Annotated in this window: 23 protein-coding genes; 17 read left to right on the forward strand and 6 right to left on the reverse strand. The window is 70.5% G+C overall.

Annotated features, from left to right (window positions below; genetic code table 11):
- Positions 1–103: 103 nt before the first annotated feature.
- Together IE264_RS31390 and IE264_RS31395 are read right to left on the reverse strand one after the other, a co-directional pair.
- Positions 104–823 (reverse strand): hypothetical protein, encoded by a 720-nt coding sequence (locus IE264_RS31390; protein ID WP_032756453.1) that lies wholly within the window; start codon positions 821–823, stop codon positions 104–106.
- Positions 824–1,083: 260 nt separating this feature from the next.
- Positions 1,084–1,530, reverse strand: coding sequence for a helix-turn-helix domain-containing protein (locus tag IE264_RS31395; RefSeq protein ID WP_015610716.1), 447 nt, complete (start codon positions 1,528–1,530; stop codon positions 1,084–1,086).
- 195 nt (positions 1,531–1,725) lie between these two features.
- On the opposite strand from IE264_RS31395, the gene IE264_RS31400 reads away from it, so the two are divergent.
- Both IE264_RS31400 and IE264_RS31405 read left to right on the forward strand, forming a co-directional pair.
- Entirely contained in the window at positions 1,726–2,607 is an 882-nt protein-coding gene (locus IE264_RS31400; RefSeq protein ID WP_032756454.1) for a hypothetical protein, read from the forward strand.
- The gene (locus IE264_RS31405; protein ID WP_015610714.1) at positions 2,604–2,798 is read left to right on the forward strand and encodes a MerR family transcriptional regulator; all 195 of its coding nucleotides are present in this window, start codon (positions 2,604–2,606) and stop codon (positions 2,796–2,798) included. The genes IE264_RS31400 and IE264_RS31405 overlap by 4 nt, the downstream gene beginning before the upstream one ends.
- 128 nt (positions 2,799–2,926) lie before the next feature.
- Here the strand turns inward: IE264_RS31405 and IE264_RS31410 are convergent, their stop codons facing one another.
- Positions 2,927–3,187, reverse strand: coding sequence for a hypothetical protein (locus IE264_RS31410; protein WP_229887857.1), 261 nt, complete (start codon positions 3,185–3,187; stop codon positions 2,927–2,929).
- A 350-nt stretch (positions 3,188–3,537) separates the two neighbouring features.
- Between IE264_RS31410 and IE264_RS31415 the strand changes: the two genes are divergently transcribed.
- The 4 genes from IE264_RS31415 to IE264_RS31430 all read left to right on the forward strand — a co-directional run bounded on the left by IE264_RS31415 (position 3,538) and on the right by IE264_RS31430 (position 5,590).
- Positions 3,538–3,948, forward strand: coding sequence for a phage tail termination protein (locus IE264_RS31415; RefSeq protein WP_015610712.1), 411 nt, complete (start codon positions 3,538–3,540; stop codon positions 3,946–3,948).
- Positions 3,949–4,182: 234 nt separating this feature from the next.
- The gene (locus IE264_RS31420; protein WP_015610711.1) at positions 4,183–4,791 is read left to right on the forward strand and encodes a phage tail tube protein; all 609 of its coding nucleotides are present in this window, start codon (positions 4,183–4,185) and stop codon (positions 4,789–4,791) included.
- A gap of 95 nt (positions 4,792–4,886) precedes the next feature.
- A complete protein-coding gene (locus IE264_RS31425; RefSeq protein WP_015610710.1) occupies positions 4,887–5,177 on the forward strand; it encodes a hypothetical protein in 291 nt (96 codons plus the stop codon).
- Between the two features lie 65 nt (positions 5,178–5,242).
- Complete coding sequence (locus IE264_RS31430; protein WP_032756455.1) at positions 5,243–5,590, forward strand: hypothetical protein; 348 nt, start codon at positions 5,243–5,245, stop codon at positions 5,588–5,590.
- A 6-nt stretch (positions 5,591–5,596) separates the two neighbouring features.
- Here IE264_RS31430 and IE264_RS31435 read toward each other — a convergent pair whose 3' ends face one another.
- Positions 5,597–5,998, reverse strand: a complete 402-nt coding sequence (locus IE264_RS31435; RefSeq protein WP_043973048.1) for a hypothetical protein — start codon at positions 5,996–5,998, stop codon at positions 5,597–5,599.
- Between the two features lie 151 nt (positions 5,999–6,149).
- Between IE264_RS31435 and IE264_RS31440 the strand changes: the two genes are divergently transcribed.
- From IE264_RS31440 to IE264_RS31490, 11 genes are all read left to right on the forward strand, one after another.
- Positions 6,150–6,836, forward strand: coding sequence for a hypothetical protein (locus tag IE264_RS31440; RefSeq protein ID WP_032756457.1), 687 nt, complete (start codon positions 6,150–6,152; stop codon positions 6,834–6,836).
- Between the two features lie 77 nt (positions 6,837–6,913).
- On the forward strand, positions 6,914–8,113 hold the full coding sequence (locus IE264_RS31445) for a phage tail family protein (RefSeq protein WP_032756458.1): 1,200 nt from the start codon (positions 6,914–6,916) through the stop codon (positions 8,111–8,113).
- The gene (locus tag IE264_RS31450) at positions 8,110–9,393 is read left to right on the forward strand and encodes a phage tail tape measure protein (protein ID WP_032756459.1); all 1,284 of its coding nucleotides are present in this window, start codon (positions 8,110–8,112) and stop codon (positions 9,391–9,393) included. Before IE264_RS31445 ends, IE264_RS31450 begins: the two co-directional genes overlap by 4 nt.
- 46 nt (positions 9,394–9,439) lie before the next feature.
- On the forward strand, positions 9,440–10,411 hold the full coding sequence (locus IE264_RS31455; RefSeq protein WP_032756461.1) for a phage distal tail protein: 972 nt from the start codon (positions 9,440–9,442) through the stop codon (positions 10,409–10,411).
- A gap of 52 nt (positions 10,412–10,463) precedes the next feature.
- Entirely contained in the window at positions 10,464–11,666 is a 1,203-nt protein-coding gene (locus tag IE264_RS31460) for a hypothetical protein (RefSeq protein ID WP_015610703.1), read from the forward strand.
- Positions 11,667–11,736: 70 nt separating this feature from the next.
- Entirely contained in the window at positions 11,737–12,843 is a 1,107-nt protein-coding gene (locus IE264_RS31465) for a hypothetical protein (RefSeq protein WP_032756463.1), read from the forward strand.
- Between the two features lie 3 nt (positions 12,844–12,846).
- Complete coding sequence (locus tag IE264_RS31470; protein WP_015610701.1) at positions 12,847–13,563, forward strand: hypothetical protein; 717 nt, start codon at positions 12,847–12,849, stop codon at positions 13,561–13,563.
- Positions 13,564–13,821: 258 nt separating this feature from the next.
- Positions 13,822–15,282 carry a hypothetical protein gene (locus IE264_RS31475; protein ID WP_032756464.1) on the forward strand — a complete coding sequence of 487 codons (1,461 nt, stop codon included), beginning with the start codon at positions 13,822–13,824 and terminating at the stop codon, positions 15,280–15,282.
- A gap of 112 nt (positions 15,283–15,394) precedes the next feature.
- Positions 15,395–16,375, forward strand: a complete 981-nt coding sequence (locus IE264_RS31480) for a peptidoglycan-binding protein (protein ID WP_032756465.1) — start codon at positions 15,395–15,397, stop codon at positions 16,373–16,375.
- A 19-nt stretch (positions 16,376–16,394) separates the two neighbouring features.
- On the forward strand, positions 16,395–16,622 hold the full coding sequence (locus IE264_RS31485) for a hypothetical protein (protein WP_032756466.1): 228 nt from the start codon (positions 16,395–16,397) through the stop codon (positions 16,620–16,622).
- Positions 16,619–16,879, forward strand: coding sequence for a hypothetical protein (locus IE264_RS31490; protein WP_032756467.1), 261 nt, complete (start codon positions 16,619–16,621; stop codon positions 16,877–16,879). Before IE264_RS31485 ends, IE264_RS31490 begins: the two co-directional genes overlap by 4 nt.
- Before the next feature lie 91 nt (positions 16,880–16,970).
- On the opposite strand, the gene IE264_RS31495 is transcribed toward IE264_RS31490, so the two are convergent.
- Positions 16,971–20,870: a DNA-directed RNA polymerase subunit beta' gene (locus tag IE264_RS31495; RefSeq protein ID WP_015610697.1), complete on the reverse strand. Its 3,900-nt coding sequence runs from the start codon at positions 20,868–20,870 to the stop codon at positions 16,971–16,973.
- A gap of 130 nt (positions 20,871–21,000) precedes the next feature.
- Positions 21,001–24,486, reverse strand: coding sequence for a DNA-directed RNA polymerase subunit beta (gene rpoB, locus IE264_RS31500; RefSeq protein WP_015610696.1), 3,486 nt, complete (start codon positions 24,484–24,486; stop codon positions 21,001–21,003).
- Between the last annotated feature and the right edge of the window lie 501 nt (positions 24,487–24,987).

The raw sequence follows: 24,987 nt of genomic DNA on the forward strand, positions 1-24,987 counted from the left end.
TCAAAACAAATGCCGTCCACCCCGACACGCCGGGGCCGGCGGCCGGCGGCGGCGCGGTGGAAAGAGCGCGGATACCGGCTGCCGCCGCACCCGCACACGCCCCTCAGCTGGTCCTGTCGTCCGGGGTGGCGGCCCTGCCGTCCTCCGTCGGCCGTCTGGGGGGCAGGCGCAGCCGGGGGGCCGGGAGGGTGGGGATGGTCGGGACCCGGGAGTTACGGCTCTTGGGTACGAGGGCGGGTTCGGGCCCGGTCCCGGTGCGCGCCGGACGGGGCGGCCCGGTGGGGGGTCCTGGGCGCCGGTCGGTGTGGGGACGCTCGCGGCGGGGCTCCGCCTTTTCGGGGCGGCTCTCACCCCGGGGCCCTTCGGCGTGGCGGTCGGCGTGCGGTCGGTCGGCGTCATCGGGGAGGCCGTCCCCGTGCTCCGCGTCGCGGGGCTCGCCTGCCCGGTCCTCCTGCCGGAACGGGATCACCGCGGCCCGGCCCGGCGTACGCCCCACCAGCCGTAACGTACGCAGGTTCGCGGTCCTCGCCGCCTCGACCGCGGGCTCGAAGTGGGCGGCGGCATCGCGCCAGCCGTGGGAGTACGCGCGCAGCTCCCGCCGCTCCAGCTCCGCGCGGAGGAGCACGACGACCTCATGGGGCTCGTGGGCATCGAGGAGGGCGCCCAGTTCGGCGAGGAGCGCCGCGTACGTCTCGGGCGCCGGAGCACCGGCCGGCGGGGTGCCGGAACCACCGGGTCCGGTGGGCGGGACGGCGTCGCCCGGCCCTGAGCGCGGGACGGGGTGGCCGGCCGTGGATCGGGGGCGTTCTTCCCGCTCGACCATGTGCCCCTCCCTGCCGCCCGCGCGAAACGCTCCGCACCGGGTGGACGCGCTTGCGTCCGCGACGACCGCGCGCTTCTCACTCCGCTCGGCACGCACCTGGCGGGGCGCGTCCGTGCACTGCTGTTCATGAACCTGCGCTGGGGCGGGGGGACAGGCCACGACAGCTTACGGGCCGGGTCCGGAAGCGGACTTCCCGGGCTGCCACAAGATCGACAACGCCGGCCGCGCCCGACCGCCCCGAGCAGGGCGGACGGCGGGCGTCAGTCGGAGGCGAGCGGCGCCCGGCGCTCCGCGGCGGCGACCGCCGGGCCGGGGAGGAACTGGCCGGCGACCCGGATGAACATCTCGCGCTGGTCCGCCGGTACGCCCAGCGCGACGGCGGCCTCTTCGAGGGTGAGCGGACGGCCTCCGGCCGAGGGCGCACCCGCAGGCACGGACGGCAGCGGCAGGTCCTCCTCGGTGAGCCGGCCGGAGCGGATGAGCATGTCGCGCACCGGGACCTGGAGCACCTGGGCGAGACGCCGGGTGGTCTCCAGGTCCGGCATGCTCTGGCGCTGGAGGAGGCGGGTGATGGCGGCCCGGTGGACCCCGGCCTCGTCGGCGAGGCGGGACTTGCCGCCGCCGCGTGGACTGTCGATGTCGAAGCCGCGCCGACGGATCAGTTCCTCGATCCAGGTCGCGAAGCTGTCGAGTTCGCCCGTGGTCATGGGGCACTCGCCTCCCTCCGAAGCGGTGACCAGACTATCGCGCTTGCGCGCAAGGAATTACCCCGCGCATGGATACCGTTTGGGCAAATTCTGTGGAGATAAAGGGATCGAAGCGTCCGGAACTTCCTTGCGTGCGAGCGCGCAACATGCCAGTGTGCGGACTCGCAACACCTTGTGCGGGGAGAAGGGATCGCCATGACCACACCGAACGCATCCACACCGACCACGCGGGAGCCCGCCGCCGGGGCGCGCGCCACCGCCCCGAAGCCCGGCCGCGACAGCGGCACACCCTCAGCGGCAGATACAGACACAGCCGGCGCCCGCTCCGCCGCCGCGGACACAGCCGGCGCCGCAGCCGCCGCGATCGCGGACGCCACGCTCTGGATCGAGCTGCTGCTGCGCCAGTTCCCGGAGCTGCTCGTCGAGCTCGCCCCCTCCTACCGCTCCCCCTCCGCCCCGCGGGCGAACCCGTCCGGCGCCCCCTCGGCCCCGGCCGGCCCGACCCGCGCCGAGCGGGAGGAGGCCCTGCGCGCCGAGCAGGCGCACGGGCTCACCCCGTCCGGCTCCCGCACCTCCCCCGTACGGCTCCACATCTCCGACGCTGTACGCGACATCACCGATGGCGTGATCGAGCTGGACGAGGCCGTGCACGACCGGCTCCGGCTGCCCCGCCCCCGCCGCGAACAGGTCGCCGGGCGGCTGCTGCGCGTCGCGGGGCTGCTCGACCGGGCCGCCGCCGACGACGTACTCCTCGAACACATCAGGGACGAGGTCCGCCGGATGGCCCGCCGCTGCACCCGGGCCCTGGGCGGCGCCGAACCGGTGGTGCGGGTGAGCGGGCGCTGCCCCTGGTGCGACTCGGTCTCGCTGCGGGCCTTCCCCGCTCGCCGGGCGGTGCTCTGCGTCAACCCGGCCTGCCGCTGCACGGACCGCGCCTGCGACTGCCGTACGGATCCGGCGCACCGGCACGCGTGGAGCGAGGGTGCGTGGGTGCGGCTCGCGGCGGAGTCCGGCGCCGATCTCGCCGAGCTGGCCGCCTCGGCGGCGGACACCGCGCGGCGGGAGGGCGGCCGATGACGGGCGCGACCCTGGTGACGGGCGCCCTGGCCGCCCACGAGGCGGGCGTGACCCCGGCGACGATCCGCAAGTGGGTCCAGCTGGGCCACCTCAGCCCGGCCGGGAGGCAGGGCCGGGCGCACGTGTTCCGGCTGGAGGACGTGTTCGCGGCGGAACGGGCGGCCCGGCGGAAGGCTCCGGGGGCGCGCTGAGGGAGAGGAACGGAGAAGGAGGGGCGGCCCGTTGCGGGCCGCCCCTCCTTCTCCGTTCCCCGGGCTACTTCTCGGGCGCGGCCTCTGCTCCCCGGGCCACTTCTCGGGTGCGGCCTCTGCTCCTCGGGCTACTTCTCGGGGGCGGCCGCCATGCGGAACACCTGGGCTCCGCCCTCCGCACCCCCGGAAGCCAGCGCGACCGCCTCGCCCCAGCCGCTGCGGAACCCCCGCGTCTCCGCATCGACGGCGATTCTCGCGCCGACCTTGCCGACGACGGCGGTGAGTGTGCGGGCGACCTCCGCGGTGTACGTACCCGACTCCCCCGACTCCGCGGCCACCTCGACCGCGGCAGCCATGACATCGGCCAGCCGCTCCTGGGCACTGATCACCGGCTCACTCCCGTCCACCCGCTCCCCCGTTCCCTCGCTCCACACGCTCGTCAGGGCGCTTCCCTCCGCAGAACCGCCGCCTCTCGAATGTCTGTTCGATAACCGCAGACTAACGCACCGGGGGCGGGACTGCGGGAGGCGAGAACAGGCCCACCTGCGTGCCGGCGAGGCACGAACAGCCCGGGAAGCGCACCCCGCAAAATTGCGCGTTCGCGCCAACAGGTTGCGCGCTCGCACGATCCCGGTCACAATAAGTGCAGCGGCGGAGCTGCGCCCACCCTCCGGGCGCGGCTCCGCCGTCCGCGTCGCCACCCCTTCACCCATCCGCGAACAGGAGTGATCGCCCTGTCATGACTTCACCTCCGAGCACCTTCCCCGACGTGGAGGCCATCGTCGTGGAGCTCCTCTCCGAGCGCGCCGATCTCGCGGACGCGGTCGTGGACGAGACTCCGCCGCCGGGCTTCGACGGCACGCAGAAGGCGGTGATCGTCTCCCGGCGCGGTGGTGCCTGGATCGACGACCTCCACCTCGACCAGCCGCTCATCGAGCTGGAGGCCTACGGGCCGGACAAGGCGACGGCACACCGCCTGGCCAACTCCGCCCGGGCCGAACTGCTCGCCGCGGTCGGCCGGCGGTACGGGACGAACATCGTGATCAGCGATGTCGTCGAGGCGGACGGCCCGCGCTGGCTGCCCGAGTACCTCCACCCCGCGGCCAACCGCTACCTCTGCGTCCTGCGCGTCTCCCTGCGCATCGGCTGACGCCGGAACCTGACGCCGTACGCCTCCGAAGCCGTACGCCTCTGAGGCCGCGCGCATCCAACGCCGTACGCCTCTGAAGCCGTACGCACCCATCGCCGTACGGGCCCACCCCGTACGCCCCACAGACCAGGCCCTGCCGTCCGGCGGGGCCTTTGCCGTACCCGTGACGGCACGCACCACCCAGTCATCCATCCAGTCACCCACTCAGGGACCAACCACCCCAAGGAGCCATCCATGGCAGGCAACAACGCCTCCGAGATCCGCGTGGCCGGAACCGGCCGCATCCTCGTCGCCGAGATCGACGCCCCGCTGCCGGACGCCTTCTCCGACAACCCGGCGGCCGACTGGGGGCCGGCCTGGACCGACCTCGGCTACACCTCCACCGAGGGCGTGACCTTCGCCAAGAAGGACAAGCTGGACCCGGTCGAGACGTGGCAGTCCATCAGCCCGGCCCGGTTCGTCTACGCGGACCGCGACCTGACGCTGAAGTTCGCGATGCTCCAGTTCAACGAGGACACGCTGCCGTTCTTCCTCGGCGGCAAGTCCACGGACATCCGCAAGGACGGGGACGCCTCGAACGTCTTCCAGTTCGACGTGCCGGACGGGCCGACCTTCGACGAGCGGGCCCTCGGCCTGGAGTTCACCGACGGCTCGGAGGTCACGTACCGCTTCGTCATCCCGCGTGGCCAGGTGACCGCCACCGACGACATCAAGCTCGCCCGGAAGGCGGCCGCGCAGCTCGGCGTCACCTTCACCGCCCTGTCGCCGGGCGACGGCCAGGCGCTGGCCACCTTCGTCATGAAGGACGCGGCTTACACGGTGCCGACGATCCCGGCCCCGTAACACCCGTAACACCTGCCGGGTCGGGGCCGATTCGGCCCGGACCGGCCCAGCCCCGGCCCCTTCCCGCCCCCGCAACCTGAAACGGAGACACCCGCATGGCTTCCTTCGACGTGAACGCGGCGCGCGCCCAGCGCCTGGAGGTGCTCGGCCGCACCTGGTCCTTCGACCTGGACGACGACACCTTCGAACTGCCCACCGAGCTGACCCGCGCCACCGCCACCGCGCTGCGCTCGCTGGACGACAACGACGTGGACGGGCTGCTGCGGCTGCTGCTCGGCGAGGAGCAGTTCGGCCGCTTCGCGCAGCACGAGATCACCATGCAGGACATCGCCGCGCTCCTGGAGGCGTACGGCAAGGAGACCGGGCTCGGCCTGGGGGAAGGCTGAGCCTCGACGCGTTCGTCACCGAACACGCCGAGGCCCTCGAAGCCGACCTGCTGCGGCACTACGGCATCGACCTGCTGGACTGGCACCGCGGCCGGCTGACCTCACGCCGGCTCGCGGTGCTGGTCAAGCACATGCCGCGCGACAGCGCCGTCTCCCGGGAACTCGACGGGGACGGCGCGGAGTGGACGGTCACCGACTATCTGCTCGCCGCGGCCGTGGACCATCTCGCCGCCGCCAACTGGATGTTCGCCTCGGTCAACACCGACGAGGACTCCGATCCGCCGGAGACGCCGGTGCCGGTGCCGAGGCCGGGCGACGAGGCCCCGGACACGGACACGGTGAGCGCACGGGAGCAGCGGCCGGCCGCACACGGCGGCCCCGACCGCGCCGAACTCATGCGTTTCTTCGTGTGAAGCGGGTCAGATGAGCCGGATGCCGTTGAAGAGCAGGATCGCCGAGAGCGCGAAACACCCGGCAGCGAATCCATATGATCCGGTCCCGTCGGCGACGCCGTTTATCAGCGCGGACGCTTTTCCTTCGGGGTCGTACTGGACTTCCGCGGTTCTCCCTACTGCGACGGGTATCGTCCTCTCGCTCCGCGTCCACGCAACATGCTTGCGCCCCTGCTTGTCGGTGTAACGGATTCCACTGGCCACCAATCTGCCGGATGTCCACCTCAGGTTGACGCATACCCCTTTGGCGAATTCCGCCCGACCACTCCGGATAAACATTTCCTGTCGCCATCGAAGATGCGCCAGGTAGGCGCCGTATGCGGCTGCAGCAAGGGCCGAAGCAGAGAAAAGAGCCACCAACAGAATCATTCGCGCAGGGTATCCACGGCCAGGCTTCACGTCAAGGGAGAAGCGGGTTCGCACGGGTTCGCACCGGGAAGAAGGAGGAAAGTAAATGACCAGCCCATATCCGCCTGGATGGCCAGAGGGTCACACGTACGAAGGAATTGTCAAAGATGTCGTGGCGGGCCTGCTGAGCTCGGGTGGCGACTTCACCAGGACCGTCAAGAATCTGGTGCTCGACACCGTGACGGGCGAAGCGCTGGAGAAGATCGCTGTAGCGCTCGGGGCCGATCCTGCGGCCGACAGCATCAACGCGTCGAGCCAGACTCTCTACTGGAGCACGCAGAGCTTCAAATTCGACCCCACTCTCGTCACCTTCGCCCCTGATGCCGTCCAGATAACCCCGAAAGGCATAGAGATTTTCGGGGTGAACGTCACTCCGGGCTGGGAAGCGAAATTCGAGCGTCTCATCGACTGGCTGACACCGTGGAACATCCAGGCACCCGATCAGACCTCAGGTGCCGGTGCGGATGTCGAAAGAGGACTGAAGAACACGAACATTCGCGTCAACGGCCTGGAACAACGAGTCGGCGCCCTGCGTCGAATTCCGGCGACTGTGGGGCGCCACGACACGGTCCTGCGGGGGCTGACCCGGAACCAGCGGCACATGGCCGCGTCCGGCGCGACCGACACCATCCGGCGCAGCGGCGCCGAGACCCGCCAGGCGAATCAGCTCTCCGGGCAACGCAATCAGGGGGCCAACGTCAGGGTCCACACGTTCAACGCGAACCAGCTGCGCGAGACGGCGCAGGGGCTGCGCCGCGTGGAGGAGGAGGCCGCACGCCTGGAGCGCAGGCTCGGCTGATACCTGCCGGCCGCACGGCCGGGTGCTGTCCACGTCTTCCACCATCAGCGAGAAATGCGAGAAAGGAGAAGCCCACCGTGTCTCTTGTGCAGTCCCTGGGGCGGGCCGGCGCCTCCCTCAAAGGCTTCAAGACCCAGACGGAGAGCGCCGCCCGATCCGCCCAAGGCCTCGGGCGTTCCGCTCAGACCGGCGACCGCGAGCTCAAGAAGATCCGCTCCTCCGCCCAGTCCTCCGCCCGCGAGCTGACCGCCATCCAGCGCGCCGCCGACAAGGCCGAGCGGTCACTCGCCAAGGCCGGCACCACCGGGCAGAAGAGCGGTACGCAGATCGGCACGTTCAAGTCCGGCGCCGACAAGGCGTCCAAGGGCATGAACGGCCTCAACAAGTCGATGAAGGGCAACATCGTCGGGCAGCTGCTCTCGCTGCTCGCCCCGCTCATCGAGAAGGTCGTCGAGATGGCGGCCCGCTCCAAGACCATGCAGAAGGTGCTCAAGGTCGCCTTCGACGCGATCAGGAAGGTCATCAGCACGGTCATGAAGGCCGTCGGGCCGATCATGTCCAAGGCCGGCGCCCTGATGAAGACGGTCTGGAACGGCATCAAGAAGGCCGTCACCGTGGTCATCCTGGCCGTCGCCACCGTCATCACGACCTACTTCAACGCCTGGCGCAAGCTCATCACGACGGTCATGAACGCCATCCGCAGCGTCATCTCCAGTGTCTGGAACGGGATCCGGAAGGTCATCACCCCGGTCGTCAACTGGATTCGCAACACCGTTCCGCAGGCGTTCAGCCGGGTCAAGGAGCGGCTCTCCGCCGTCTGGGGCGGGCTCAAGGACATCGCGGGCCGGGCCTTCGGCCGGATCACCGGCGCGGTGAAGGGGCCGGTCAACTCGGTCATCCGCCTCATCAACTCCGCGATCGACAAGCTCAACCGCATCAAGGTCTCCATCCCCGGCTGGGTCCCCGGCGTCGGCGGCAAGAGCTTCGGCATCAGCCTGCCGAAGATCCCGCAGCTGGCGGCGGGCGGCATCGTGCAGCCGCGCAACGGAGGGGTGCACACCATCGTCGCGGAGGCCGGTGAGGCCGAAGCCGTACTGCCGCTCTCCAAGCTGGACCGGCTGCTGCGCCACACCGCGCGGCGCTCCCGGGCGGACTCGTTCAACGCCACGGCCGGAGCGGTCTCCGGCTTCCAGATCGAGAACTATTACGAGGCGTCCTCCGCCGATCTCCAGGAGACCGCCGCCGCCCTGCTGTTCCTGTCCAAGGCGCGCGGATGAGTACCGCGGCGATCAGGACCGGTACCGACCCCCTCGCGGGCACGGCCGGCCCGCTCTCCGCCTTCCGCTCCGGTCTCGGCGCGGCCGGCAGCTCCCTCCGGACCGCCCTGCGCGACATCGGCCGGGCCCAGGCCGCCGCCGACGGCATCAGGGGCGGCGCGGCCTCCGCCGACCCGGCCGTGCGGCAGCTCAGGACCGGGGCGGACGCGGCCGGGAAGTCGCTGACCAGGACCGGCCGCACCGCCGGGCTCACGGCGACCCGGCTCCGTACCGGCAGTGGCAAGGCCCGTGGCGCCGCCGCCCCGCTGGGCGCCCTCGCCTCCGGCTCCTCCGCCTTCGGGGGCGTGGCCGGGATCCTGGGCAAGGGCACCGGAACGGTCTCCGGGCTGATGGGCTTCTTCGGCGGGGCCCTCACCGTCGGCGCCGGCGCGATGACGGCCGTCAACGTGGCGATGCGGGCCAATCCGTTCGGGTTCGTCCTCGGTCTGATCGTGCCGCTCGCGGGCCTCCTGATCGAGTACGCGCTCAGCTCGCAGACCGGCCAGAAGATCATGAAGCAGGTCTTCGACCAGGTGCTGGCGTTCTTCCGGGCCATCGGCAAGTTCCTCGGGCCGGTCGTCCAGGCGTACGCCACCGTGGTCAGGGCCCAGTTCACCGCCGTACGCACGGTCATCACGGCGGTCGTCAGGGGCGTCGGCTCCGCCCTGTCCACCGGCTTCAACGGCACCCGTACCGCCGTCACCTCGGCGACCCGTGCGGTGACCGGGCTGATCAGCGGGACCTGGAGCGGCTTCCGGAAGGCGATCCAGCCCACCCTGGACTGGATCACCAAGCGGATCCCGGAGATGTTCACCCGGGTCAGGGACGCCACCTCCCGCACCCTGCACGGCATGGGGGACTTCGTCTCCACCGGCATGCAGGGCGTCATGGCCGCCGTCACCGGGCCGGTCAAGGCCCTGATCTCCTTCGCCAACTGGGTCATCGACGGCCTCAACAAGCTGAGCTTCTCCGTCCTCGGCAAGAAGTTCGGCGTGAACCTGTCCAAGATCCCGCAGCTCGCCGAGGGCGGCGTCGTCCAGCCCGGCGGGCCCGGCGGCGCCTCCTCCGTACTGCCGCTGTCGGCACTGAGCCGGCTGCGTCCGGCCGAGGCGGGCCGGGCTTCCGGCCGCTCCGCCGGGCCTCCGGAGCGGGCCCGGCTGCGTACGTACCACGCGGCCGGACGCGGCGGCCCGCTCGCCGTCGCCTCCGACCTGCTGTTCCTGCACGGGGCGGCGGCATGAGCACCCATCCGTCCGCCCCATGAACGAAGCGAGGTGACGGCCCCTCATGGCCGAGACCACAACCGCATACGCATCCGCGTACGAGACCGCACCCGGCTCACTGATCACCCGCGACGGGCAGATCCAGTGGGCCGGACTGCTGATGGGACCCGGTACCCCCTACGAGATCGACCGCACCGGCATCACCGGCTGGGACGACCTGCCGACCCTCGACACCGGTGACGTCTCCCGCCCCGACCGGCATGGCGCCTGGCCCGGCGCGCAGTGGGCGCAGCCCCGGCTCGTCGGGGCGACCGTCTGGCTGCTGCCCCGCACCGTCCGGGACGCGCGGGGCGTGGCCGCCGGCTTCCGGGACGCGACCGGGGCCGACGGCGGCGAGGACTGGCTGGCCGTACGGCTGCACGGGGAGACCCTCGCCGTACGGGCCCGGATCAGCCGGCGGGTCGTACCGCAGGACCGCACCTTCGTGGTGCACGGCGCCTCCAAGGCCAGCCTCCAGTGGACCGCCACCGACCCCCGCCGCTTCGGCTCCGCGCTCCGGGAGGCCCGCACCCATCTGCCGGTCGCCGAACCGGGCCTGCTCTGGCCGGAGGAGGCCGGGGAGACCGGGCTCGGCCTGCAGTGGCCGCTGGACTGGGGCGTCCCCGACCCGGCCGACGGCGCCACGGGCGCCACGGGCACCTGCGCCGCCGCCAACGGGGGTTCGGCGACGGCCCACCCGCTGATCGAGTTCCGGGGGCCGGTCCGGCGCCCGACGCTGACCCGGCTCACCGACGGCAGGCAGCTCCAGTACGACATCGTGCTCGGCCCCCAGGACGTCCTGAGCGTCGACACCGAGGCCGGCACCGTCCTGCTCAACGCGAACGCCTCCCGCCTCTACACCGCGACCACGGCCTCCGCCCCCGAGCAGCTGTTCGGGCTGGTCCCGGGCGTGACCGAGCTGGCGTTCCGCTCCGACGACACCACCCCCGACCCGCGGGCCTCCGTCACCGTCCGGTGGCGCGACGCCCACTGGTGACCCCCTCGCCCCACCGCGACACCCCACCCGTCTTGTCCCCAGGAGGACTTCCATGCCCGTACGCAGCGCCTGGCTGATCAACCGCACCGAGACCGAATCCGGCCAGTCCCGGGCCGACACCCGCCTCTCCCCGGTCGGGACCATGTCCCCGACCGGCCCCCTGACCAGTGCCGGCGGGGTGATCCCCGGCTCCGAGAACGGCGCGTACCTGATGTCCGCGCTGTACGTGTACGGGGAGACCGCGGGCATGCGGGCCACCGTGGCCCCGGGCCGCGCCGTGATCCAGGGCCGGGGGCCGGCCGGGGCCTACCCGGTCGTCCTCACCGACTACACCGACGTCGGCTTCGACGACGGGGACGCCGCCAACCCCCGCATCGACGTGGTGGTCCTGCGCGTCCACGACGCCCAGTTCAACAGCGAGGACGGCCGTACGGAAGCCGCTCTGGAGGTCGTCAAGGGCAAGCCGGAGGCCTCCCCCGAGCCGCCTGCCCTCCCGGACGCCTCCCTCCCGCTGGCCCGGGTCCTGGTCCCGGCGGGTGCCTCCGTCGGTACCGGCGGCATCGACTGGGCCAACGCCGTCTACGACCTGCGCGTCCCCACCGTGGCCGTCGGCGGCATCCTCCCGGAGTCCTGGAACCGCGATGTCCTCGGCGGGTACGTCGGCCAGTACCGGGACACCACCACGGAGTTCCAGCGCTGGGACGGCGTCCGCTGGAGCGGCTACCCGCGCCAGATCGGCGGCATCGCCCCGCAGGGCGCGCTCGCCAGGGGCGAGTACACCGGGCAGTACCGCGACGAGGGCGGGCGGCTCCAGCGCTGGGACGGCACCGTCTGGCGGCCCGCCGTCACCGCCTCCGCCTGGGCCACCAACACCGACGGCGGCTACTGCGCCAGCACCACCTGGGTGGAGGCCGTCACCGACACCGTCGGCCCCACCATCACCGCCGCGTTCACCGCCCCGGTCTCCGGCGCGGTCTTCGTCTCCGTGGGCTTCATGGGGCACACCGCGGTGGAGGGCCAGTGGTCCCGCATGGGCGTCAACATCCGCAAGGACGGGGTGCTCGTCGTCGCCGCCGACGAGATCCGCTCGGCGACGGTCGGCTCCAAGGCGATGACGTCGGTGTCAGCGACGCACCGCGTCACGGGGCTCCAGCCGGGCGCGGCCTACACGGCCGTCTCCGCCTACGTCACCTCCGCGACGAGCAGCCGGGGCTGGTTCGACAACCGCTTCATCCGCGTCGACCCGGTCCTGTGAGGCGCCCGATGAGTCCCATGAGACAGCCGACTGCCTCTGCGAGGCAACGATGAGTCCTGTGAGGCAGCCCATGGGCCGTACCGCCCCCGAACCCGTCTACCGGGCCCTCTTCTGCGACCTGCGCACCGACCGCCTGATGGACGTCCTGCCCCTGACGGAGACCAAGTTCGACGACTTCATCGGCAAGCCGGGGTCCCTCACCGCCACCGTCCCCCTCCCCCAGGGCGCGCTCGCGGCCCGGGCCCGGGCGGCGCTCCAGCCGGGCCGCACCGCGGTCTGGCTGGAGCGGGACGGGGACATCTGGTGGGGCGGGGTGCTGTGGACCTGCACCCCGGTCTCCGACGAACAGGGCCGGCTCACGGTGCAGTTCCAGGCCGGGACCTTCGACTCGTACCTGGACCACCGCATCCTGAGCCAGGACCTGACCGTCACGGGCCTCGACCAGTTCGACATCGCCCGCACCCTCGTCGCCCACGCCCAGGAACAGCCGGGCGGCGACATCGGGATCAGCCTCGGCCACGAGCGGTCGGGGATCGTACGGGACCACTCCCACGCCTACTCGGCGCTCGCCCGGATCCGCGAACTGCTCGACAAGCTCGGCCAGTTGAACGACGGCTTCGAGTGGCGCATCCACTGCTACCGGGACGCCGAGGGGATACGGGTCAAGCGCCTCCAGCTCGGCCACCCGCAGATCCGCACCGGCCACAACGACATCGTGCTGGACCACCCCGGTCCCGTCCTCACCTACAGCCTGCCCACCGACTCGACCGTGCAGGCGAACGTCTGGGTGGCCCGCGGCGAATCGGCCAACACCGACCAGTCCCAGGAATCCGAACCGCTGACGGTATCCGAGGAGCTCCCCGCCGAACTGGCCCAGGGCTGGCCCCGGCTGGAGCTCACCTCCGACCACGGCGGGGTGAGCGACGCGGCGACCCTGCGCTCGCTGGCCCGCGCCGAACTGGCCCGGCAGCGCCGGCCGGAGGTCATCCCGGAGCTGACCGTACGGCTGGACGGCCGGATCACCCCGGCGCTGATCGGCGCCCGTATCCGGCTGCGCGTCCACGACCTGTGGCACCACGAGGGGCTCGACGCCCAGTACCGGATCGTCGGCATGGCCGTCACCCCGCCGCAGCGCGCCAAGCAGGAGACCGCCGTTCTCTACCTGGAAGGAGTCTGACCCGTGGCGATCATCCCCACCGATCTACTCGACCGCATCCGCGCCCTGGAACGCCAGGTCAGGGAGTTGATGGGCAGCGCCAACACCACCCCGGCGCAGAACAGCATCGTGGGCGGCGAGGTGGTCATCGGCGAGCGCGGCCGGCTGCGGGTGCGCACCGCGGGCGACCAGGACCTCGTCTACCTGGGCCGGGTCGCGCCCGACCGCGACGAGGAGACCCCGCAGCAGGGTCTGGTCGTCCGCCGCGACGACGGCTCGCTGGCACTGACGGTGTGGACGGGGGCGCCGGACCCGACGGCGGTGCAGCCGGTACGGATCCTGGACCGCCGGGGCAACGTGATCGTCGCCGACGACACCGTACGGGGCGGTCTCGCCCGCCCCTACATCCCGTACTCCCTGCCCGCCCCCGCCGACCCCACCCGCTGGGAGTCCACCACCGCCACCACCTGGACCACGCTCCACCGGGGCCCCGGCCTCGTCCAGCACCCCCGCCTGCACTGCCGCATCGCGGCGGAGGGCGGGGCGGGCGGCGAGGTACGGCTCCTCGTGGACGGCGACCAGGTGGGGCCGGTGGGCGGGCCGGGGGCGGGGCTGGTGCTCACGGAGCGGATGGCGGCGGAGTACGGGGCGACGGTGACGTTCGAGATCCAGGCCAGGGTCACGACCCCCGGCACAACGATCCGCTGCCGCCCCCTGACCCTGTACGGCCTGGAGTCCTGACCCCACCGGGGCTCACCCCAGCCGGCCCGGCGCCCAGCCGGCCCGTCCGGCGCTTGAGGACGGAACCCTCGCGGAGGACGAACCCGCACCCATATCCAGCCCGTCCGGCGCTTGAGGACGGACCCGTCGCGAGGGACGAATCCGCACCTTCCTACCCCGCCCCCACGGGCACCCCTCCCCACCCCCAGGGTTCCGTCCTCAAACGCCGGACGGGCTGGTGGTGGGCCGCCCACCCACACACACCCCAAGGAGCCACCCGTGCTGCCAGAAACCATCCCCACAGTCACCCTCACCGCCCGCTACCTCACCCCCGACGGCCGCCCCATGAGCGGCACCGTCGACTTCCGGCCGCCCGCCCTCCTCACCCACGCCGAGGAGGACCTCTTCCTGGGCGGCCCCACCCGCGCCACCCTCGACCCGGAGGGCCGGCTCCGCATCGTGCTGCCCGCCACCGACGGCCCGGGCTGGAACCCGGCGGTGTGGACGTACACCGTCACCGAGAGGCTCTCCGGCCTCGGCCGCAACAGCCGCAGCTACCAGATCGTGCTGAGCGCCGACCACCCCACCGTCGACCTGGCCGACATCGCCCCGGCCGACCCGGCCAACCCCCAGTACGTCGCCGTACCGGGCCCCGCGGGCCGCCCGGGCGAGCTCGGCCCGCAGGGCCCGGCCGGTCCCGCCGGAGCCGTGCACTCCGTCAACGGGAAGACCGACCCGGACATCCTCCTGACCGCCGCCGACGTCTCCGCCCTGGACGCCGCCCGGGCCGGCGCCCCCGGCGGCGTCGCCACCCTCGGCGCCGACGGCCTGGTCCCGGCCACCCAGCTCCCGGCCGGCGGCGGCGCCGTGGCCTCCGTCAACGGCAGGACCGGCAACGTGACCCTCGCCGCCACCGACGTCGGCGCCCTCTCCCAGGCCGCCGGAGACGCCCGCTACCTGGCCGTCGACGGCTCCCCCGTCACCTCGGTCAACGGCCGCACCGGCCCCGTCGTCCTGACCGCCGCCGATGTCTCGGCCGTGGCGAGCGGCGACGCCGTACTGCTCACCGGCGACCAGACCGTCCAGGGCACGAAGACCTTCGCCGCCCCGCCGCTCACCACCGTCACCCCCACCACCGCCGACCAGCTCACCCGCCGCGGCTACGTGGACGCGGTCTCATCGGCGGGCAGCTGGTCCCCGTCCGCCGTGGGGTTCGCCGGATGGGCCTTCGACCCGGCGTGCGGCTCCGCCACCACCCCGCAGTACTGCATCAACGGCTGGGTCTACCTGATCGGCGTCCCTCTGCACGCGCAGACGACCGTACGGAACATCGCCTTCTACGTCCCTGGCTACGTCGGCAACACCCTGGGCCCGGCCTCCTTCGCCGGCCTCTACACGAGCGCCGGAGCCCGCGTCGGACTGACCGCCCCGCTGAACACCCTGCTCTCCGCCACCGAGGGCAGGACCGTGGTCTGCCCGCTCACCACCGCGTACACCGCGGCCCCGGGCAACTACTGGGTGGCCCTGGTGGTCAACGGCCCGAACCCCAGCAACAGCGGCCCCGCCTTCCTGCGCGGCTCCAGCGTCGGCCAGGCCCCGGGCGGCAGCGCCCGGATGCCGAACGCCTTCATCCGGCACGGCCGCCTCAACGCCACCGGCCAGACCTCCCTGCCCGCTTCCTTCAACACGGCCAACATCACCGCCGACTCCAACGCGATCTGGGCCGCGCTCGCCTCCTGACCCGCCGCACCCCGAGGCCCCTGAGCCCCGTACCGGACACACCCCCTCCGGTACGGGGCTCCGCCATGCCCGCCCCCGTACCCGTTCCCGTACACCGGAAGGACCGCCACCCGTGGCCACACCACTCACCGCCGACCGGCTGCTCGCCGCGCTGCACGCCGAAGGCGTCACCGTCGTCGAGCACCCGGGCTGGCGCACCCACCACCGCAACCACAAGGGCGCCTGGGGCCCCGTGAACGGGGTGATGATCCACCACACCGTCAGCAGCGGAAGCGCGGCCTCCGTCGCCCTCTGCCGCGACGGCTACGCCGCCCTGCCCGGCCCGCTCTGCCACGGCGTGATCGACAAGGCGGGCACCGTCCACCTGGTCTCGGCGGGCCGCGCCAACCACGCGGGCGGCGGCGACCCGGCCGTGCTCCGGCGCGTCACCGCCGAGGACTACGGCGACCGGCCGCCCGCCCCCCGCGCCCACGACGGCAGCACCGGCGCCGTCGACGGCAACGCCCGCTTCTACGGCTTCGAGTGCGTCAACCTCGGCAACGGCCGCGACCCCTGGCCCACCGCCCAGCTCGACGCGATCGAACGCGCGTCGGCGGCGATCTGCCGGGCCCACGGCTGGAGCGCCCGCTCCGTCATCGGCCACTCCGAGTGGTCGGCCGCGAAGATCGACCCGCGCGGCTTCACCATGCCGTCGATGCGCACCCGCGTCACGACCCGCCTGGCCGCCCCGGCCAAGCCACCCACCAAGCCCACGAAGCCCACCCAGCCGTCCAAGCCCACCCAGCCCGCGAAGCCCAGCAACCCCACCGCCCCCACCAGCCCCACCACCCCCCGCTATCAGCCCTTCCCCGGCGCCTCCTTCTTCACCGCCCGCCCCAGCTCCCCCGTCATCACCGCGATGGGCCGCCGGCTGGCCGCCGAGGGATGTGGAACGTACGCCGTCGGCCCCGGCCCCCGCTGGACCGAGGCCGACCGCCGCTCGTACGCCGCCTGGCAGCGCAAGCTCGGGTTCCGTGGCTCGGAGGCCGACGGCTGGCCGGGCCGCACGTCCTGGAACGCGCTGAAGGTCCCGTACACCGCGAAGGTGCCGTAAACCGAGTGAGGAACCTGCCATGTCCGACGCCGCCCGGCGTACCGCCCGTACCGTCCTGCAGACGGCCCTCGCCCTTGCCGTGCTCCTGCCCGCACTCGTGGACGCGTCCGGCGTCCCCGCGACCCTGCCCCGGGTCGCCGGGGCCCTGGCCGTCGCGGGCGCGGTGACCCGGGTGATGGCCCTGCCGGGCGTCCAGGCCCTGCTCCCGCGCTGGCTGCGCACCGAACCGCCGGAGGGCCGCCCATGACCGATACCGACCCGAACAACCCGGTGGCCGTCGCCCTGGAGCTGGAGCGGATGCGCGGCAGCCTGGAGGCCGGCTTCGCCCGCGCCGACGGGCAGCTGGCCCTGCTCGTGCAGCGGAGCGACCAGACCGACAAGCAGCTCGCCGACCATGAGACCCGCCTGGACCTGCTGGAACGTTCCCGCTGGCCGCTGGCGAGCATCGCCGCGCTCACCGCGACGGCCGGCGTCGCCATCGCCGTATGGGAGACGCTCCGCTGAACCCGGACCGGCCCCGCACACGCCGAAGGGCGGCCACCCCCTGATGTGAAAGGGGTGACCGCCCTCAGGCGTTCAAGCGACGAGCACTCGCCTACTGGTTGTACGGACCGTAGTCGTAGTCCTCCAGCGGGACGGCCTGGCCGGAGCCGGTGCCGAACGGCGAGTAGTCGATGTCGTCGTAGCCGACGGCCGAGTACATCGCGGCCTTGGCTTCCTCGGTCGGCTCGACCCGGATGTTGCGGTAGCGGGACAGACCCGTACCGGCCGGGATGAGCTTACCGATGATGACGTTCTCCTTGAGGCCGATCAGGGAGTCCGACTTGGCGTTGATCGCCGCGTCGGTCAGAACCCTGGTCGTCTCCTGGAAGGACGCCGCCGACAGCCACGACTCGGTGGCGAGCGAGGCCTTGGTGATACCCATCAGCTGCGGACGGCCGGAGGCGGGGTGACCGCCCTCGGTGACCACACGACGGTTCTCGGTCTCGAACTTCGACCGCTCGACCAGCTCGCCCGGAAGCAGCTCCGCGTCGCCGGACTCGATGATCGTCACCCGGCGGAGCATCTGCCGGATGATGATCTCGATGTGCTTGTCGTGGATCGACACGCCCTGCGAGTTGTAGACCTTCTGGACTTCGCCGACCAGGTGGACCTGGACCGCACGCTGGCCGAGGATGCGCAGCACGTCGTGCGGGTTGGTCGCACCGACGGTGAGCTTCTGGCCCACCTCGACCGGGTCGCCCTCGCCCACGAGCAGACGGGCACGCTTCGAGATCGGGAACGCCGTCTCGTCGCTGCCGTCGTCCGGGGTGACGACGAGCTTCTTGGTCTTCTCGGTCTCCTCGATCCGCACGCGGCCCTTGGCCTCGGAGATCGGGGCGACACCCTTCGGCGTACGGGCTTCGAAGAGCTCGACGACTCGGGGCAGACCCTGGGTGATGTCGTCACCGGCCACACCACCGGTGTGGAAGGTACGCATCGTCAGCTGGGTACCGGGCTCACCGATGGACTGGGCGGCGATGATGCCGACCGCCTCACCGATGTCGACCAGCTTGCCGGTGGCGAGCGAGCGTCCGTAGCAGAAGGCACAGGTGCCGACCGCGGACTCACAGGTCAGGACCGAGCGGGTCTTGACCTCCTCGACGCCGGCGCCCACCAGGGCGTCGATGAGGACGTCACCGAGGTCGACGTTGGCAGGCGCGATGACCTTGCCGTCCACCACGACGTCCTCGGCGAGCATGCGGGCGTAGACCGAGGTCTCGACGTCCTCCGTCTTGCGGAGCACGCCGTCGGCGCCCTTGACGGCGATCTTCAGCTTGAGGCCGCGGTCGGTGCCGCAGTCCTCCTCGCGGATGATCACGTCCTGCGAGACGTCCACCAGACGACGGGTCAGGTAACCCGAGTCGGCGGTACGCAGGGCGGTGTCCGCCAGACCCTTACGGGCACCGTGCGTGGAGATGAAGTACTCCAGAACGGTGAGGCCCTCACGGAAGGACGCCTTGATCGGACGCGGGATGGTCTCGTTCTTCGCGTTCGACACCAGACCACGCATACCGGCGATCTGCCGCATCTGCATCATGTTTCCTCGGGCACCCGAGTCAACCATCATGAAGATGGGGTTGGTCTTGGGGAAGTTCGCGTTCATCGCCTCGGCAACCTCGTTGGTCGCCTTGGTCCAGATCGCGATGAGCTCCTGCGTGCGCTCGTCCTTGGTGATCAGACCGCGCTCGTACTGCTTCTGGACCTTCTCGTCCTGGTCCTCGTAGCCCTTGACGATGGCCTTCTTGGCCTCGGGCACGACGATGTCGGAGATGGCCACGGTGACGCCCGAACGGGTCGCCCAGTGGAAGCCCGCCGCCTTCAGGTTGTCGAGCGTCGCCGCCACGATGACCTTGGGGTAGCGCTCGGCCAGGTCGTTGACGATCTCGGAGAGCTGCTTCTTGCCCACCGAGTAGTCGACGAACGGGTAGTCCTCGGGCAGCAGCTCGTTGAAGAGCGCACGGCCCAGGCTGGTCCGCAGCCGGAAGGTGTCACCCGGCTGGTACTCGGGCTCGCCCTCCTCGGCGACCGGCGGCACCCAGCCACGCGGCGGGATGGTGCCCACCGGGAAGCGGATGTCGACGGTGGACTGGAGAGCCAGCTCGCCGGCGTCGAACGCCATGATCGCCTCGGCCGTGGAGCCGAACGCGCGGCCCTCGCCCTTGGTGTCACGGAGCTCGCCGTCGGTGGTGAGGAAGAACAGCCCCAGCACCATGTCCTGGGTCGGCATGGTGACGGGGCGGCCGTCGGCCGGCTTCAGGATGTTGTTCGAGGACAGCATCAGGATGCGGGCCTCGGCCTGCGCCTCCGCGGAGAGCGGCAGGTGCACGGCCATCTGGTCACCGTCGAAGTCCGCGTTGAACGCGGTGCAGACGAGCGGGTGGATCTGGATGGCCTTGCCCTCGACCAGCTGCGGCTCGAAGGCCTGGATGCCGAGGCGGTGCAGGGTGGGCGCACGGTTCAGCAGCACCGGGTGCTCGGCGATGACCTCTTCGAGGACGTCGTACACGACGGTGCGGCCGCGCTCGACCATGCGCTTGGCCGACTTGATGTTCTGCGCGTGGTTCAGGTCCACCAGGCGCTTCATCACGAACGGCTTGAAGAGCTCCAGCGCCATGGCCTTCGGCAGACCGCACTGGTGCAGCTTGAGCTGCGGGCCGACGACGATGACGGAACGCGCGGAGTAGTCCACACGCTTACCGAGCAGGTTCTGACGGAAACGGCCCTGCTTGCCCTTGAGCATGTCGCTCAGGGACTTCAGCGGGCGGTTACCGGGACCGGTGACCGGGCGACCGCGGCGGCCGTTGTCGAACAGCGCGTCGACGGCCTCCTGCAGCATCCGCTTCTCGTTGTTCACGATGATCTCGGGGGCACCGAGGTCAAGGAGACGCTTGAGGCGGTTGTTGCGGTTGATCACACGGCGGTACAGGTCGTTCAGGTCGGAGGTCGCGAAGCGGCCACCGTCCAGCTGCACCATCGGACGCAGGTCCGGCGGGATGACCGGCACGCAGTCGAGCACCATGCCCTTGGGCTTGTTGCTGGTCTGCAGGAACGCGGAGACGACCTTGAGGCGCTTGAGCGCACGGGTCTTCTTCTGGCCCTTGCCGGTACGGATGATCTCGCGGAGGCGCTCGGCCTCCTCGTCGAGGTCGAAGGACTCCAGGCGCTTCTGCAGCGCGGCGGCGCCCATGCAGCCGTCGAAGTACGTGCCGAAGCGGTCACGCAGCTCGCGGTAGAGCAGCTCGTCGCCCTCCAGGTCCTGGACCTTGAGGTTCTTGAAGCGGCTCCACACCTCGTCGAGGCGGTCGATCTCGCGCTGCGCACGGTCGCGCAGCTGCTTCATCTCACGCTCGGCACCTTCGCGCACCTTGCGGCGCACGTCGGCCTTGGCGCCCTCGGCCTCCAGCTCGGCCAGGTCGGTCTCGAGCTTCTTGGCGCGGGCCTCCAGGTCGGAGTCGCGGCGGTTCTCGGTCTGCTGACGCTCGACGGAGACGTGCGCCTCCAGGGACGGCAGGTCGCGGGTACGACGCTCCTCGTCCACGAACGTGATCATGTACGCGGCGAAGTAGATGACCTTTTCGAGGTCCTTCGGCGCGAGGTCCAGCAGGTATCCGAGGCGCGACGGGACGCCCTTGAAGTACCAGATGTGGGTGACGGGAGCGGCAAGCTCGATGTGGCCCATCCGCTCACGACGCACCTTGGCGCGAGTGACCTCGACGCCGCAGCGCTCACAGATGATGCCCTTGAAGCGGACACGCTTGTACTTGCCGCAGTAGCACTCCCAGTCCCGGGTCGGACCGAAGATCTTCTCGCAGAAGAGTCCGTCCTTTTCGGGCTTGAGCGTGCGGTAGTTGATGGTCTCCGGCTTCTTCACTTCGCCGTGGGACCAGGTCCGGATGTCGTCCGCGGTGGCAAGGCCGATCCGCAGCTCGTCGAAGAAGTTGACGTCGAGCACTTGTCGTCAATCCCTCTTTCGGGGGTTCGAGCCCCCTCGCTCGGAAGCGAGAAATCGGGGCACTTCAGCAATGGTCTGAACGGGTCCGGGGAGAGCCGGCCGGATCACAGGGATCCGGCCGGCGAACCCGTCAGACCTCTTCGACGCTGCTCGGCTCTCGCCGGGACAGGTCGATACCGAGCTCCTCCGCTGCGCGGAAGACGTCCTCGTCCGTGTCGCGCATCTCGATGGACATGCCGTCCGAGGACAGCACCTCCACGTTGAGGCAGAGCGACTGCATTTCCTTGATGAGCACCTTGAAGGACTCGGGGATGCCCGGCTCGGGGATGTTCTCGCCCTTGACGATGGCCTCGTAGACCTTCACGCGGCCGGTCACGTCGTCGGACTTGATCGTCAGCAGCTCCTGGAGTGCGTACGCGGCGCCGTATGCCTCCAGCGCCCACACCTCCATCTCACCGAAGCGCTGTCCACCGAACTGAGCCTTACCACCCAGCGGCTGCTGGGTGATCATGGAGTACGGACCGGTCGAACGCGCGTGCAGCTTGTCGTCGACCAGGTGGTGGAGCTTGAGGATGTACATGAACCCGACCGAGACCGGCTCCGGGAACGGCTCGCCGGAGCGGCCGTCGTAGAGCTGGGCCTTGCCGGAGGGCTGCACCAGGCGGTCGCCGTCGCGGTTGGGGATCGTGGCCTGGAAGAGGCCGGAGATCTCGTCCTCGCGCGCACCGTCGAAGACGGGCGTGGCGACGTTGGTGCCCGGGGGGACCTGGTCGGCACCGATGGACTGCAGGCGCTTGGCCCACTCGTCACCGAGGCCGGAGACGTCCCAGCCGCGGCTGGCGAGCCAGCCGAGGTGGATCTCCAGGACCTGTCCCGGGTTCATTCGGGACGGGACACCCAGCGGGTTGAGGATGATGTCGACCGGGGTGCCGTCCTCCAGGAACGGCATGTCCTCGATCGGCAGGATCTTCGAGATGACGCCCTTGTTGCCGTGACGGCCGGCGAGCTTGTCACCATCGGTGATCTTGCGCTTCTGCGCGACGTAGACGCGGACCAGCTGGTTCACGCCCGGCGGCAGTTCGTCGCCCTCTTCGCGGTCGAAGACGCGGACGCCGATGACCTTGCCGATCTCACCGTGCGGCACCTTCAGCGAGGTGTCGCGCACCTCGCGCGCCTTCTCACCGAAGATCGCGCGGAGCAGGCGCTCCTCGGGGGTCAGCTCGGTCTCACCCTTGGGCGTGACCTTGCCGACGAGGATGTCACCGGCGACGACCTCGGCACCGATACGGATGATGCCGCGCTCGTCGAGGTCGGCGAGGACCTCTTCGGAGACGTTCGGGATGTCCCGGGTGATCTCCTCCGGGCCGAGCTTGGTGTCACGGGCGTCGACCTCGTGCTCCTCGATGTGGATCGAGGAGAGGACGTCGTCCTGCACGAGGCGCTGCGACAGGATGATCGCGTCCTCGTAGTTGTGACCCTCCCACGGCATGAACGCCACGAGGAGGTTCTTGCCGAGGGCCATCTCACCGTTCTCGGTGGCCGGACCGTCGGCGAGGACCTGCTCCGCGATGACCCGGTCGCCCTCGGAGACGACGACCTTCTGGTTCACCGAGGTGCCCTGGTTGGAGCGCATGAACTTGGCGATGCGGTACGTGGTGTACGTGCCGTCGTCGTTCGTGACGGTGATGTAGTCCGCGGAGACCTCCTGGACCACACCGTCCTTCTCGGCCTTGAGCACGTCACCGGCGTCGGTGGCGCAGCGGTACTCCATGCCGGTGCCCACGAGCGGGGCCTCGGACTTGATGAGCGGCACCGCCTGGCGCATCATGTTCGCGCCCATGAGGGCACGGTTGGCGTCGTCGTGCTCCAGGAACGGGATCATCGCGGTGGCGACGGACACCATCTGGCGCGGCGAGACGTCCATGTAGTCGACGTCCGTGCCGGGCACGTAGTCGACCTCTCCGCCACGACGGCGGACCAGGACGCGGGGCTCGGTGAAGCGCAGCTCGTCGGAGAGGATCGCGTTCGCCTGGGCGATGACGAAGCGGTCCTCCTCGTCGGCCGTGATGTAGTCGACCTCGTCGGTGACCTGACCGTCGACGACCTTGCGGTACGGCGTCTCGATGAAGCCGAACGCGTTGACGCGGCCGTACGAGGCGAGCGAACCGATCAGGCCGATGTTCGGGCCTTCAGGGGTCTCGATCGGACACATGCGCCCGTAGTGGGACGGGTGCACGTCACGGACCTCGAAGCCGGCCCGCTCACGGGAGAGACCACCCGGGCCAAGAGCCGACAGGCGGCGCTTGTGGGTGAGACCCGACAGCGGGTTGTTCTGGTCCATGAACTGCGACAGCTGGCTGGTGCCGAAGAACTCCTTGATGGAGGCGACGACCGGCCGGATGTTGATCAGGGTCTGCGGCGTGATCGCCTCGACGTCCTGGGTCGTCATGCGCTCACGCACGACGCGCTCCATCCGCGCCAGGCCCGTACGGACCTGGTTCTGGATGAGCTCGCCGACGTTGCGCAGACGACGGTTGCCGAAGTGGTCGATGTCGTCGGTCTCGACGACGATCTCCCGGCCCGACTCCCCGGTCGTCTCGGTCTCACCGGCGTGCAGCTTGACCAGGTACTTGATGGTCGCGATGACGTCGTCGCTGGTGAGGACTCCGGCGTCCAGCGGCTCATCGGCGCCGAGCTTCTTGTTCACCTTGTAGCGGCCGACCTTCGCGAGGTCGTAGCGCTTCGGGTTGAAGTAGAGGTTCTCGAGCAGCGTCTGAGCGGCTTCGCGGGTGGGCGGCTCGCCGGGGCGCAGCTTGCGGTAGATGTCGAGCAGCGCGTCGTCCTGGCCCTGGGTGTGGTCCTTCTCCAGGGTGGCGCGCATGGACTCGTACTCGCCGAACTCTTCGAGGATCTGCTCGGTCGTCCAGCCGAGAGCCTTGAGGAGGACGGTGACGGACTGCTTGCGCTTGCGGTCGATACGGACACCGACCATGTCGCGCTTGTCGATCTCCATCTCCAGCCAGGCACCCCGGGAAGGGATGATCTTGGCGGAGAAGATGTCCTTGTCGGACGTCTTGTCGATGGAGGAGTCGAAGTAGACACCCGGCGAGCGGACCAGCTGCGACACGACGACACGCTCGGTGCCGTTGATGACGAAGGTGCCCTTGTTGGTCATGAGCGGGAAATCGCCCATGAAGACCGTCTGGGACTTGATCTCGCCGGTCTCGTTGTTGGTGAACTCGGCCGTGACGAAGAGCGGCGCGGCGAACGTGAAGTCGCGCTCCTTGCACTCGTCGATCGAGTTCTTCGGGGGCTCGAAGCGGTGGTCGCGGAACGTAAGCGACATCGACCCGGAGAAGTCCTCGATCGGTGAGATCTCCTCGAAGATCTCCTCCAGGCCGGACTTGGTGGGGACGTCCTGTCCACTGTCCAGAGCAGCCTCGACGCGAGCCTTCCAGGCGGCGTTACCGAGGAGCCAGTCAAAGCTCTCGGTCTGCAGCGCGAGGAGGTTCGGAACCTCGAGGGGCTCCTTGATCTTTGCAAAAGAGATGCGCAGCGGGGCGGTGCTGGCACCGTTGTTCGTATTCGCGGTCGAGGCGTTGCGCGAGGCGGCCAAGAGGGGGTCCTTCCGAGGGCTCGGACTCACTACGCGCGTACCGGTCCCACATTGGACAAAGAGACACATCATCCCGAGTCGACCCGAAAGGGCCACCTCGGAGAGGAATCAGTCATCGATGCTCAAGCGTGGGTATGCCCCTGGTGACGGGCAGGAGGCAGCTAACAGGCAGCGCAAAGGGTCAGTGTAGCCAAGCGGCACACTGATGTCCAGTCGGGGTTCTCAGAGACCCACGTTGCTCTCAACAGCTGTTCTCAACTACCTATGTGTCTGGCCCTCGCGCGGGGTGCGCTCTTCTTTACTGCCCTCTTCACTCTCGATCCATGCCTCGGATACGGATCGAAGTGATGACGCGTCCTGAGAATTGCGCGCCGCGTGCCGTTCGTCAAGACCCACCGGGTCGGGACGGGGCCCCAGGAGCTTTCCCCGGCCGCCCCCGCAAGGCCCGCAGGGGGCCCCTGAGCGCCCCGCGAGAGGCGCACGGCGAAGATCACCCTACTC

Source organism: Streptomyces microflavus, from assembly GCF_014650075.1.
GTDB lineage: Bacteria > Actinomycetota > Actinomycetes > Streptomycetales > Streptomycetaceae > Streptomyces > Streptomyces microflavus.

What these genes read in the sequence shown, in the direction of transcription:
- IE264_RS31420 (WP_015610711.1), top strand. Translation starts at nt 4,183, where the DNA reads ATGGCAGGCAACAACGCCTCCGAGATCCGCGTGGCCGGAACCGGCCGC.
- IE264_RS31390 (WP_032756453.1), bottom strand. Translation starts at nt 823, where the DNA reads ATGGTCGAGCGGGAAGAACGCCCCCGATCCACGGCCGGCCACCCCGTC.
- IE264_RS31465 (WP_032756463.1), top strand. Translation starts at nt 11,737, where the DNA reads ATGGGCCGTACCGCCCCCGAACCCGTCTACCGGGCCCTCTTCTGCGAC.
- IE264_RS31400 (WP_032756454.1), top strand. Translation starts at nt 1,726, where the DNA reads ATGACCACACCGAACGCATCCACACCGACCACGCGGGAGCCCGCCGCC.
- IE264_RS31455 (WP_032756461.1), top strand. Translation starts at nt 9,440, where the DNA reads ATGGCCGAGACCACAACCGCATACGCATCCGCGTACGAGACCGCACCC.
- IE264_RS31490 (WP_032756467.1), top strand. Translation starts at nt 16,619, where the DNA reads ATGACCGATACCGACCCGAACAACCCGGTGGCCGTCGCCCTGGAGCTG.
- IE264_RS31405 (WP_015610714.1), top strand. Translation starts at nt 2,604, where the DNA reads ATGACGGGCGCGACCCTGGTGACGGGCGCCCTGGCCGCCCACGAGGCG.
- IE264_RS31485 (WP_032756466.1), top strand. Translation starts at nt 16,395, where the DNA reads ATGTCCGACGCCGCCCGGCGTACCGCCCGTACCGTCCTGCAGACGGCC.
- IE264_RS31460 (WP_015610703.1), top strand. Translation starts at nt 10,464, where the DNA reads ATGCCCGTACGCAGCGCCTGGCTGATCAACCGCACCGAGACCGAATCC.
- IE264_RS31395 (WP_015610716.1), bottom strand. Translation starts at nt 1,530, where the DNA reads ATGACCACGGGCGAACTCGACAGCTTCGCGACCTGGATCGAGGAACTG.
- IE264_RS31435 (WP_043973048.1), bottom strand. Translation starts at nt 5,998, where the DNA reads ATGATTCTGTTGGTGGCTCTTTTCTCTGCTTCGGCCCTTGCTGCAGCC.
- IE264_RS31415 (WP_015610712.1), top strand. Translation starts at nt 3,538, where the DNA reads ATGACTTCACCTCCGAGCACCTTCCCCGACGTGGAGGCCATCGTCGTG.
- IE264_RS31450 (WP_032756459.1), top strand. Translation starts at nt 8,110, where the DNA reads ATGAGTACCGCGGCGATCAGGACCGGTACCGACCCCCTCGCGGGCACG.
- IE264_RS31425 (WP_015610710.1), top strand. Translation starts at nt 4,887, where the DNA reads ATGGCTTCCTTCGACGTGAACGCGGCGCGCGCCCAGCGCCTGGAGGTG.